Below are 12,365 nucleotides of genomic sequence, written 5' to 3'. Positions count from 1 at the left end.
CATTTATTAAATAAAAATCCCCAACGCCATAAGAGGCGTCGGGGATTTTTTATTACCTCTCTAAAGTATCAACCCTTGAAAAACACAATATTCTCATCTTTCACATCAGCATTAATATGGTCTCCAGCAACAAAGTTTGCAGCCAACAACTCATTAGCCAATGGGTTTTCAATCCATTGCTGAATCGCTCGCTTGAGAGGCCGTGCGCCATACACTGGATCATAACCCACTTCAGCAAGGCGCTCTTGCGCCGCTTCCGTTAGCGTTAGGCTCATACTCATCTCAGTCAATCTGTCATTTAAATGAGACAATTGAATGGCGGCAATCCCCTTGATCTGAGAGCGCATTAATGGATGGAAGACGACGGTTTCATCAATGCGATTAATAAACTCTGGTCGAAAGTGCGTTCCCACCACAGACATTACCTTAGTCTTAATCTCCTCATATTGATCATCAGACTGGTATTCTTGAATCAAATCCGACCCCAAATTAGACGTCATCACAATGACTGTGTTTCTAAAGTCTACCGTTCTACCTTGGCCGTCAGTTAAACGCCCATCATCCAATACTTGCAACAAGATATTAAAGACATCAGGATGCGCTTTTTCCACTTCATCGAGCAATAAAACGGAGTAAGGTCGACGCCTAACCGCTTCGGTTAAATAGCCGCCCTCTTCATAACCCACGTACCCCGGCGGCGCACCAATTAGGCGTGCGACTGAATGCTTTTCCATGAACTCAGACATATCAACACGCACCATCGCCTGCTCAGTATCAAACAAAAATTTAGCAAGCGACTTACACAACTCTGTTTTCCCGACACCAGTAGGCCCCAAAAAAAGAAAAGAACCATTGGGTTTATTTGGATCCGCCAAACCAGAACGAGAACGTCTAACCGCATGAGAAACGGCCGAAACGGCTTCATTTTGCCCCATAACCGACTCATGCAAAGCGCTTTCCATACGCAAAAGTTTATCGCGTTCTCCTTCCAGCATCTTATCTACTGGAATCCCTGTCCATCGAGACACTACGGTCGCAATTTCCTCTTCAGATACGTGTTTTTTCAACAATCTCGTTTCTGTGCTTTCTTCTTCCTTACCAACCTTCTCGATTTCCGCCTCCAACATAGGAATCACACCATATTGCAGTTCCGACATTTTGGCTAAGTTACCATTTCGTCTGGCTTCTTCCATTTCATGGCGCACATTTTCTAACTCTTCTTTTAGCTTTTGTGTACCTTGAACTGTCGCCTTTTCCGCATTCCAAATCTCCTCAAGGTCAGAGAACTCCTTTTGTAAGCGATCAATTTCACCATTTAATTCCTCAAGGCGTATTTTAGAAGCTTTGTCTTTTTCTTTTTTCAACGCCTCTTTTTCTATTTTTAGCTGGATTAATTTACGCTCTAAGCGATCCATATCTTCAGGCTTTGAGTCCATTTCCATACGTATGCGGCTGGCCGCTTCATCAATTAAGTCAATGGCCTTATCCGGCAACTGTCGATCGGTAATGTAACGTTGTGATAACTTGGCCGCTGCAATGATGGCAGAATCTGTGATATCGACGCCATGATGCACTTCGTAACGCTCTTTCAAGCCACGTAAAATAGCAATCGAATCAAGCACACTTGGCTCATCCACCAACACCTTTTGGAAGCGTCTTTCTAAAGCGGCGTCTTTTTCAATGAATTGACGGTATTCATCCAAGGTCGTCGCTCCAACACAATGTAACTCACCACGCGCCAACGCTGGCTTCAACATGTTACCCGCATCCATTGAACCTTCCGATTTACCGGCACCAACCATGGTATGAATTTCATCGATAAAGAGAATAATTTGGCCTTCCTGCTTGGACAATTCATTCAGCAAGGCTTTCAACCTCTCTTCAAATTCACCTCGATATTTTGCCCCAGCAATTAAGGCGCCCATATCCAAGGAAAGTACTCGCTTGCTTTTAAGCCCCTCTGGCACTTCGCCATTAATGATACGCTGTGCTAAGCCTTCAACTATGGCAGTCTTACCCACCCCAGGCTCACCGATTAATACCGGGTTATTTTTACGACGACGCTGCAACACTTGAATGGTTCGACGAATTTCATCATCGCGCCCGATAACAGGGTCCAAACGACCTTCTGCTGCTCTGGAGGTTAGATCTACCGTGTATTTATCCAAAGCCTGACGACTTTCTTCTGCATCAGGGTCATTCACCGATGCCCCACCACGAATACTGTCTATCACACTAACAATATCGGCTTTGGTCACGCCGGTACTTTTAAGGTTTTTAGCTAGCTCATCTTTGCCTTCAAACATCGCCAACAAAACTAATTCTGAAGAGATAAATTGATCTTTACGTTTTTGCGCTTCTTTATCCGCTAGATTCAATAAACGTCCCAATTCAGGAGACATTTGCACATTACCATCATGATCTTGAACTTTTGGTAAGCGATTCAGTAACTCATCTAAGCCATCACGAAACTTAGCAACTGGAATACCTGCTTGTTGGAGAATGGGACGCACACCACCACCTTGCTGATCAATCAAAGCGATCATTAAGTGCAGGGGTTCGATATAAGAATGATCTTGGCCAAGTGCGACTGACTGAGCATCGGAAAGGGCCAGCTGTAATTTACTCGTTAACCTATCTATACGCATAATCTGACATCCTTTAAAAATATAAGGTCAAACATCAATTAATGACTTTATGGTTATCAAAAAAAACTTTTCAAGACACCAACTGTCATTTTTTTGACACCCATCAATAAAATGCGCTTTATTCTTCCTCAAACCAAATAACAGACGCCATTCGGCCCGTTACACCATCACGACGATAGGAGAAAAATTGTTCTTCATCACTGTAGGTACAATAATCACCGCCGTAAACTTGCTCGATACCTTGCGCCACCAATCTTTGCTTAGCCAACAAATAAATGTCCGCCAACCATTTGCCACTCTGAGTAGCATGAAAAGCCTGCTTGGCCATCGCATCTTTGATGCAAAATGCATCATACACATCTTGCCCGACCTCAAAAGCGTTTGGACCTATTGCCGGCCCAAGCCAAGCCAAAACCTGGGTTGGCAATGTAAAATTCGCCAGACAAGACTCGATAACACCATCACATAAACCACGCCACCCTGCGTGCACCACAGCCACTTCTTTCGACACAGGATCACACAAAAAGACAGGCAAACAATCCGCTGTGAGCACAGCACAAACTTGATTCGCTTGACGACTAAAAGCAGCGTCAGCAGATGTCATTGCCGTATTCAAGGGCAACACAGCGACATCCGTACCATGCACCTGATTAAGCCAAACCAGCGTGTCAGGCATAGCAATTTGCTCGGCAAAAATATGGCGATTAGCAGCCACCGACTTTAAGTCATCTCCAACATGGGCTCCAAGATTTAATTCATCATAAGGGGCTGAACTATCGCCACCTTGTCGACTGGATACATAGGCTTTGACTGAGGCAGGAACGGGCCAATTTGCTGTAATAAAATCAATTGTCGACATAATTTACAACCTATAGTGTTATAACAAAAAAGCAGCCTAAGCTGCTTTTTATGTATCCTTAATAATATTCTGAATCATCACTACCTGACGCTTGCATATCCAGCTTAAGAACCTCAAGCAAGTGCTGCATATCCTCAGGTAAATCCACTTCCCATTCCATCCACTCACCTGTAGATGGATGCGCTAACTCCAATTTTTTAGCGTGCAAAGCCTGACGACGGAAGTTTCTTAACGCTTCCTGCAATTCTGGCGAGCAAGCCTTCGGCATTTTAAGACGACCACAGTATTGCGGGTCGCCAACTAACGGATATTGAATGTGTGCCATATGCACTCGAATCTGATGCGTTCTACCCGTCTCTAATTTAAGGCGAATGTGTGTATGGTTTTTATAACGCTGAACCAAACGGTAATGTGTCACTGCTTCTTTACCATTAATAGGCTCAACCGCTTGCTTTTGACGATTATGCGGATGACGGCCAATTGGCTCATCCACAATGCCACCACCAGTCATTACTCCAATGCTAATGGCCTCATACTCTCGTCCCATACTGCGTTCCTGCAATTGGGTAACCAAATCCGTTTGGGCTGCTAAGGTTTTCGCAACCACCATCAAACCAGTCGTTTCCTTGTCCAGGCGATGTACAATTCCTGCTCGCGGAACATGTGCTGTTTCTGGAGCATGATGTAAAATTGCATTCATCAAGGTACCATCACGATTACCAACCGCTGGATGCACTACCAAACCAGCTGGTTTATTAATGATCATTATGTCTTCGTCTTCATAAACAATGTTCAAATCCATTTCTTGCGCTTGATGCTCTTCTTGCGCTTCAATCTCAACATTTAAACTGACAGTTTCACCACCAAACAACTTCTCTTTGGCTTTCATAGACTTACCATCTACTTGGATGACACCTTCTTTGATCCAGGCTTGAATTCGCGAACGCGAGTAATCACTGAATAACTCCGTAGCTATTTGATCTAAACGGTTGCCTCCCAAGTCAAACGGAACTTGGGCTTCTTTTACTATACGCTCTGCCATACAATACACTTTAACTCATTAATTTCAGCGCTCGCTTTTGTCAGCATGGCGTCTGAAAGTGAATAAAAATGTGTAGCATCTTGCACCAAGTTAGGTTTCGCAATATAACGCTATGAACGCCAAACAAGGCCAATTAACTACATCAAGGTTTTGATTATACATGGGATTTTACCACTCGTTACGCCGCTTTACAGGAATACTCTGTTTTTCTTTTTTCATCGTTGCTTGCTCTAGCCAGAAAGTTCAAGAGCCCGATTTACCAGAACGTGTTTATTACGATAAAGCGCAACAAGCCTTATCGGAAAACTTACCGTCAACTGCAATAAAACACCTTAAAGATCTTGACTCCCGCTATCCGTTTGGCAAATTTAGTACTCGAGCAGAACTGGATTTAATTTATGCACAGGTGGAAGCTGGAGAATACATTGCAGCTCATGCTACCGCTGAACGCTTTATTAAAAATCACCCTGATAATGATGCTATTGATTACGCTTATTACATGCGCGCACTATCAACTTACAAAGGTGCAGAAAGCTTGTTATCTCGCTACCTTGGTTTAGACCCTAGTGAACGCGACTCAAAGGAATTAACCAAGGCATTCCAAGAATTGGCTGATTTCACAACTCGTTTCCCAGACAGCCAATATGCCCCAGATGCCAAAGCCAGAATGTACTTCTTACGCGAGATGGTCGCTCGTCACGAACTTCAGGTAGCTCATTATTATCTCAAGCGCAAAGCACCGATATCTGCACTTCGTCGTGGACAAGAAGTATTACAACATTATCCGAGTACCAATTCCGTTGAAGAAGCCCTAGCAATCACAATCCAGTCGTATCAAGATCTAAATCAAGATAAGTTAGCAAACCTAAACCTTGAAGTATTAAAAGCCAACTTCCCCAGCTCAAATTATATTAACCAAGATGGAAACTTTATAAGGTTTAAATTAACAAATGATGCTGAACCTGGTTTTTGGTACTGGGTTTCATTCGGTTTAATTGATTAATATAATTATAAATATTCCTTATTGGCAAAATGGAAACACAAGTTCTTCTTGACCATATTGCCAATAGGGCAATTTTTTCATTATTCCATCTTTGAAAAATGTTTCTTCAACGAATGAATCAAGCCATTTTTTCACGTATTTATAATCTGAATCCGCAAACCAAACCTTATTCACTAAAGAAAATTGCCTGATAAAAGGAAATACTGCAATATCTGCCAAACTGATTTTATTAGATAAAATATAGTTTGATCGGCTTAACCGACTGTTCAGTCGTCGCAAGAATATCTCAGCCTTATTACGATAAAATATCTCATCCATCTCAGGGTAACGATCTGCGTACTTATAACGATCTAGCCAATGTTTAAATCGTCCATCATTATATTTTACCCAAGCCAGAATTCGAGCTCGCTCACGCGGTGTATTTGGCCACAACTGATCTGCAAGCTCTTTTTTCTCTGAGCGAATAATAGCCCACTGCATAATATCCCAGCTTTCTGACAATCGATTACCTTTCTCATCAAGCCATTGCGGAACCGTACTAGGACCACCCAGTGCCAGTAAAGCTTCAGGTTTTGATTTCAAGCTGACTTCACGCAGTCTCACCTGACAAGCTAATAAAGCTATTGTATACCTGGTTCTAATCGCATAAGGACAACGTCTAAAGGTATATAAATAGGGTAACAAAAACGTTCTCTCCTAAAATAAAAAACCACCTTGACTAAACTGTCTATTTAGACAACTTAGGCAAGATGGTTTGATGTTTCTATAATGACAAGTTATGTCAATTATACAATCGTTACGTTTTCTGCTTGAGGGCCCTTTTGACCTTGAGTTACCTCAAAAGTTACTTGTTGTCCTTCAAGCAAAGTTCTACGACCCGTTCCATTGATTGCTCGAAAATGAACAAACACATCAGAACCGCCTTCACGTTCAATAAAACCAAAACCCTTTTCGTCGTTAAACCATTTAACAACGCCAGAAACTAACTGATCTGACATAATAACCTCGTTATTATAAATATTTCCATAAAATTTAATTACTTCAAATTTAAGAAGCAACTTAATGTTAAGCTTACATAAGATAATGTTAATCTTAAGAAATTTAACAATAAACAGATAATATGATTTCATTAGATAAATGGAAAGGGAATAACACATAAGTATTGTTAAAAAAAGTAAACAAAAATTACATTCTTCTTTACAAACAACCAGTTCTCTCGCTTTTTAATATTCGTTTTTATAGTGAAATAATTCCTTTACCATTGAATACACCTACCCTATGATCATCAATCATTTGTCTAATTGCTAAATTCACTATTGCCTCATTTAGATAGAAAAACCGTTTAGAAAAACCAAAAGATAGAATAGGCTTATCTAAAACAATTCCATTAATTCATTTCACTTAATACCATCATGCTCTTTACCAAGCTCGCAATTTTTTCTTTAACGTCAATAATCTAAGAAGACATTCCTACTACTTAGTCAGATTCCATTTCAAGCGGCTTTATACCTTCATGAAACATGACTATACTTTCGGGATTTGGAATTATCATGAAAGTATGGCTTGTTACACATTCAGAAGAACTCAAAAAGTCAACAGGGACAGGAAGATTAGTAAAGTCAGTATTAAAGGAAGAATGTGAAATAATTGAATGGTCTCGTGTTGAGCCCCATCCAACACTACTGACACTAGATCCGCAGCAGACCATACTGATATATCCAAACCAAGAAAAGCAGATTGTCAATCTTGAGGATGACGCCTATATAAAAAATATCATTCTTATTGATGGGACCTGGCAGCAAGCCAAAAAAATGTACAATCACTCACCTTATTTACAGCATTTCTCACATCTGACGATCGAAGGCATCCAGTCGACCTATCAAAAACGTCGTAATCAAAAATCCGCTGGGTTATGTACCGCTGAGAGTGTAATTTATCTGCTTGAAAAATTTAAACATCCTGCAAAAATGTCATTGCAGACAATGTATGATAATTTTAATCAATAACCTTTACTTTGATATCCCCTAATCCATCAATCCAAGCATGCATTTCATCACCCACCACCACTGAGCCAACATTTTCTGGTGTGCCTGTCATAATTAGATCTCCAGGTCGCAATTCATATACCTCTGAGAGTTTGCAAATGACTTCTTCAATTGACCAAGTTAGATGCGCAAGCGTACTCAACTGCTTTGTCTTACCATTCACTCGAAGGCCAATTTCTGCATATTTCATTGTTTGGTTTAAATGATCATTCGATAATAGTATTGAACTGATTGGAGCCGATTGTTCAAAAGATTTTCCAACTTCCCATGGACGACCTTTTTTCTTTGCCTGAGATTGCAAATCTCGACGTGTCATATCCAAACCAACGGCATAACCTAAAACGGCCTCATTCGCTTGTTGCATAGTCAAATTTACACCACCTTTTCCTAGAGCAACCACAAGCTCGACCTCATATTCAAGCTGAGAGCTAGCTAAAGGGTAATGAATACCAACAGACTGGGAGAAATCAACGTATACCAAATCGTTTGGGTCTTTCTTAAAAAAGAAAGGGGGATCACGATCAGGGTCATCCCCCATTTCTCTAGCATGTGCGGCATAATTCCTGCCGACACAAAATACCCGACTGACGGGAAAAAGGCGATCATCGCCTTCAATCGGTAAAGTAACCACTTGTTGAGGAGGAACAATAAATGCCATGTATCTACCTTATTATTTAAAATGGCCAGTTTTCAACCAAATAAAACACTGATCGACTACTTGCCAGGATGCCAAGGAAAAATTTGGATCGCGTAACCAATGACCCGATGTAAGAGAATGGCCTTGATAGTTGGCTTCCCCAGAGAGCAAAAATATCTCTACTGAACTTGATAACGATAAATCTTGAAATAAATGCGCTTCATCCATTCGAACTAAGTAAACTCTCTCATCATCGAATTGATAAAGAGGCAATATTTGAGCATCTTTAGACAACCATATCGAGGATGTATCCATACTTATCTGGTTTAAGTCTCGTGGTTGAAATTGATGTAATTTGACCAGCAACAAACAACCATCACGACTATGTGGTGCGTGACTGGTTCCGGGAGGGTTTCGAAAATAGGTTCCTGCATGATAATCACCCGTTTCATCAGAAAATGTCCCTTCTAGAACCAAAATTTCTTCCCCTAATGGATGAGGATGAGAACGAAAAACGGAACCCGGTTGATACTCTACTATACTGGTCGCATGCCCTCTTTCCGCTTCTTCGCGAGCAAGCGGTTTACGAAACACACCAGTCATAGGACTGCCAATCCATTCAACATTATCGGTATCGATCAAGACCGCCTGTGAAAAATCCATATTAAGCATACACAACAACCAATTGCACAAAATAAAACCAGTGTAACGGCTAGCTCAAATTCCAATCAAGCTAAAAAGCTCAGCTTGATATTATTGATTACCAATAACAAGGTAATAACAAGCATAAAAAAGGCACCAAATGTTTCCACCTGGTGCCAAAAGAGTTCCAATAATCCGCCTACAAGAGAAGAAACATGGAACCTTGAATGATCGTACTTAACATAAGGTTCCAACTCATTGAAGAGTTGAAACCTTAGAGTAAATAAAATCAATTCATGAGATGATCTTAGAAACCGTAGTAGACACCAACAGCCGATTGAGTATCTGTATCACTGTTAGAAGCGTTTTCAAAACTACCTACTTCACCGTACACATACACATTAGACGCTAGACTGTAAGTAATACCAGCACCGTATTCATTAAAGTCTTCACCTGATTCAGGAGAAATAGCTTGCGCAGAAGCGTAGATGTCACCAGCACCGTAACCATAACGTGCAGCTAGACCTACTGTATCCTGAAGTTCATCAGTACTTTCAAATTTTGCAGTTAAAGACAGAGCAGGAGACGCTTGGAAGCCAACTGACAAACCAACAGTTTCTGCATCATCAGCATCATTCTTTAATGAGTCATAACCTACTGCGAAAGACAAAGAGTCAACCGAGTATTTAGCAACAAAAGTTGCAGCGTTTCCATCAGTCGTTTCAGTGTCACCATCAGAAGTCGCATCATCTTTAACCTGAACAGACGCTTGAAGCTCTAGACCATTCATAGAAGGTGAAAAGTAAGCAATGGTATCGCCTTCAGAAGTTGTATCATTTGAAGTAAAACCTAGATTCTCAAACTGATCTACAGAATCTTGGATCGCATTATTATAGATGCTGTCGAACGTACCAACTTGCACTTTACCGAAACCGCCTTGAAGTCCGACAAAGGCTTGGTCAAGGCCAACATTGACATCACTTGATTTTTCATCTGCATCCGCTTCAAGTTCATATTTGAAGAAAGCAGTTAGATCTTGGTTGATTTGTGTTTCACCTTTGAAGCCAAAAGTGGAGCCATTATCTTCAAACTGTGAACCATTATCATTGTCTGTGTACGCGTACTGAATGTTACCGTATACATCAACACTAGATCCTTCTGCCGCTTGAGTGGAAACAGAAGCAAGGGCTGCACTGGACACAGCAATAGCAATAATCGATTTTTTCATTCTCGTTTTCCCTTAAATGTGTACAAAGTTTCTTGTAGGCGCTTGATACATGCAAGCAACATTAAAACAATCTAAACATTATTCAGAAATAAACAATATTGAGAAACATGGTTGCATAACCTATCCATCAACAGTGCGAAATTCATGAAAATTACATTCAAATATGAACTTACAATTCAAAAAGAATATCTCTAAACATCTTATTTATCAGCAAGTTATATCGATAGAAAAAAATTTAATGCAAATAAAATGCAGTGACAAAGAAGAACTTAAATCCGCTAATCGCAAGGTAATTGTAAAAGACGATCTAATTGAGCAGAAAAAGCGCAACATGAGTCGTAAAAAAAGAGCTTTATAAGACTAAAGCTCCTTTACTATTACCACATCAAGTCATCTGGTATTTTGAAATCAGCATAAGGATCATCTTCTTCACTTTCTTCAACCCGATTGTTACAAACCAAAATATAGCTAGCATCTCGTTCACTGATCTTGTTAGCCACAGGCTCAGGGATAATTTCATATTCACCATCCAGCAGTACTATTGCCAATCGACCATCACTCAAGTCTTTATGCATCTGCTGACTGATGTACAACTTCTTTACCTTTTTGTCATCAGTAAAATGGTATGCTATGTCACCATCTTCTTTAGCAATACGATTCTGAACTATCATTTGGCGAATTTGGCCTTGTACCGCCTTTAATTCAATCTCTTGCTGTCTTTTTTGATTAAGTTGGCGATCACTTTCAGCCTTGCGCTGTTTTTTTAAAATCAATTCGGCCTGTATTTTTTCTTGATCTGCATTGTCTGCCTTACCATTTTTTACTTTCTGCTTATGCTGTAACTTTTCAGCTTTAATTTTTTTTGCCTTTTTCTTATCAACCAAACCAGCACCTAACAGCTGCTCCTGAAGAGACTTGGCCATTGCCACCTCCATCTATCAAAAATAAACCTAAAGACTAAGTTGTAAATTACAAAAACAAAAAAAGCGACTCGAAAGTCGCTTTTACAATCACTAAGAGAGTAAATCTCTAAAACGCAACTCTCTTATAGAGGTGTTACGTTTTGAGCTTCAGGGCCTTTTTTACCTTGAGCTACTTGGAATTCAACTTTTTGACCTTCAGCCAAAGTTTTGAAACCAGAACTGTTGATTGCAGAGAAGTGAACGAAAACGTCAGGACCTTGATCCTGAGTAATGAAACCGAAACCTTTAGTTTCGTTAAAAAATTTTACTGTACCAGTAACTACGTCAGACATGACTGTTTATCCTGTAGGTTAAGTTAATTTACACGGAAGAATTCCGATTTAGTGCCAAAAAAACTCGGTATTACTTATGACTTAACAGGACCGAACATACTGACGTAACATTCGCAACTCTGGACATAAATATTGCCAACTCTTTTAAACGATCTTGATTGTAGACCCCTTACATCATTAGGGTCAATCACCAATTGAACAATTTTGATTCAAATTGTAAAAAGAATGCACTTGGATGATGCAACTTATAGCTACCAATAAAAAACCAGTTATAAATAACAGCGTCCAAAACCTAATGAATATATGGAAACACGGAACTTCCCGCTGCATCCATGCAGCTATGCAGCTATGATCCTTCCTAGAGATAGACAGAGCCCCCATCCTAGGGGCTTTAGGCAATCCCTTGCCCTCTGTCTAAAAAACATACTACCGTTTAGAAAAATAAATTGCACGCTTTTTTTATAAGATTTTATACCTATCTAAAATAGCAATAATTAGGGAATACTATCTAAGATAGTGTTATAACGCTGCGCTCCCTCAATTAATGTATTTGTATAGCATCATAAACTTAAGTTTAAACAGGCAAGATAACATTTAAATGACCTTGTTTTTGAAGAGCTAAGAAAAAGAGATAAAAGACCAGCTTCGGTGAGAACCACAACATGAAATACTAATAGCTGACGCAACGCGTTGCTGTTTGGGATTGTGTTATATATTAAGTACTTAGAACGCTGAGAATATTTGAAACGACGTCCCATTCATGCCCTTGGGTACACATAGGATCTCCCATATTATCATCGATGATGATTAACGCCTACGGTGAATTAAAAGAGCCACTTCTGAACGCCTGTAGCGAAAAAAGCAGGAGGGAATAGGTAACTTTCCTAAAGGCGAAAAAAAGCCCTGACAGGACAACCTATCAGGGCTTCTTATGTTTAAAGCTTGACGACGACCTACTCTCACATGGGATCTCCCACACTACCATCGGCGATGGCGCTTTTCACTG

At 40.2% G+C, this 12,365-nt stretch carries 12 protein-coding genes; 2 read left to right on the top strand and 10 right to left on the bottom strand.

From position 1 onward, the window contains the following. Positions 1-68: 68 nt before the first annotated feature. The 3 genes from clpB to rluD form a co-directional block, all read right to left on the bottom strand. Positions 69-2,648: an ATP-dependent chaperone ClpB gene (gene clpB / locus ACXAH2_RS16340; RefSeq protein ID WP_475079969.1), complete on the bottom strand. Its 2,580-nt coding sequence runs from the start codon at positions 2,646-2,648 to the stop codon at positions 69-71. Between the two features lie 118 nt (positions 2,649-2,766). Then, positions 2,767-3,507, bottom strand: a complete 741-nt coding sequence (pgeF, locus tag ACXAH2_RS16335) for a peptidoglycan editing factor PgeF (protein ID WP_475079967.1) — start codon at positions 3,505-3,507, stop codon at positions 2,767-2,769. 58 nt (positions 3,508-3,565) lie between these two features. Further along, positions 3,566-4,549 (bottom strand): 23S rRNA pseudouridine(1911/1915/1917) synthase RluD, encoded by a 984-nt coding sequence (gene rluD / locus ACXAH2_RS16330; protein WP_475079966.1) that lies wholly within the window; start codon positions 4,547-4,549, stop codon positions 3,566-3,568. 160 nt (positions 4,550-4,709) lie between these two features. Here rluD and ACXAH2_RS16325 point away from each other — a divergent pair, with 160 nt between their 5' ends. Further along, positions 4,710-5,552, top strand: coding sequence for an outer membrane protein assembly factor BamD (locus ACXAH2_RS16325; protein WP_475079965.1), 843 nt, complete (start codon positions 4,710-4,712; stop codon positions 5,550-5,552). 18 nt (positions 5,553-5,570) lie between these two features. Here ACXAH2_RS16325 and ACXAH2_RS16320 read toward each other — a convergent pair whose 3' ends face one another. Both ACXAH2_RS16320 and ACXAH2_RS16315 read right to left on the bottom strand, forming a co-directional pair. Next, entirely contained in the window at positions 5,571-6,236 is a 666-nt protein-coding gene (locus ACXAH2_RS16320; protein ID WP_475079963.1) for a glutathione S-transferase, read from the bottom strand. A gap of 101 nt (positions 6,237-6,337) precedes the next feature. Next, positions 6,338-6,550: a cold-shock protein gene (locus tag ACXAH2_RS16315; protein WP_353669543.1), complete on the bottom strand. Its 213-nt coding sequence runs from the start codon at positions 6,548-6,550 to the stop codon at positions 6,338-6,340. 552 nt (positions 6,551-7,102) lie between these two features. Here ACXAH2_RS16315 and ACXAH2_RS16310 point away from each other — a divergent pair. Continuing rightward, on the top strand, positions 7,103-7,558 hold the full coding sequence (locus ACXAH2_RS16310; RefSeq protein WP_475079962.1) for a DTW domain-containing protein: 456 nt from the start codon (positions 7,103-7,105) through the stop codon (positions 7,556-7,558). Here the strand turns inward: ACXAH2_RS16310 and ACXAH2_RS16305 are convergent. The 5 genes from ACXAH2_RS16305 to ACXAH2_RS16285 form a co-directional block, all read right to left on the bottom strand. After that, a complete protein-coding gene (locus ACXAH2_RS16305) occupies positions 7,548-8,255 on the bottom strand; it encodes a fumarylacetoacetate hydrolase family protein (protein ID WP_475079961.1) in 708 nt (235 codons plus the stop codon). The genes ACXAH2_RS16310 and ACXAH2_RS16305 overlap by 11 nt on opposite strands. A gap of 12 nt (positions 8,256-8,267) precedes the next feature. Beyond that, on the bottom strand, positions 8,268-8,906 hold the full coding sequence (locus ACXAH2_RS16300) for a cupin domain-containing protein (protein ID WP_475079959.1): 639 nt from the start codon (positions 8,904-8,906) through the stop codon (positions 8,268-8,270). A gap of 277 nt (positions 8,907-9,183) precedes the next feature. Continuing rightward, positions 9,184-10,104: a porin gene (locus ACXAH2_RS16295; RefSeq protein ID WP_475079957.1), complete on the bottom strand. Its 921-nt coding sequence runs from the start codon at positions 10,102-10,104 to the stop codon at positions 9,184-9,186. Positions 10,105-10,481: 377 nt separating this feature from the next. Continuing rightward, the gene (locus tag ACXAH2_RS16290) at positions 10,482-11,027 is read right to left on the bottom strand and encodes a DUF2058 domain-containing protein (protein WP_475080000.1); all 546 of its coding nucleotides are present in this window, start codon (positions 11,025-11,027) and stop codon (positions 10,482-10,484) included. A 122-nt stretch (positions 11,028-11,149) separates the two neighbouring features. After that, positions 11,150-11,359 (bottom strand): cold-shock protein, encoded by a 210-nt coding sequence (locus tag ACXAH2_RS16285; protein WP_013795215.1) that lies wholly within the window; start codon positions 11,357-11,359, stop codon positions 11,150-11,152. Between the last annotated feature and the right edge of the window lie 1,006 nt (positions 11,360-12,365).

The organism is Marinomonas sp. ABL3_031, from assembly GCF_056161265.1.
This window is presented reverse-complemented; position numbering and strand designations above follow the sequence as displayed.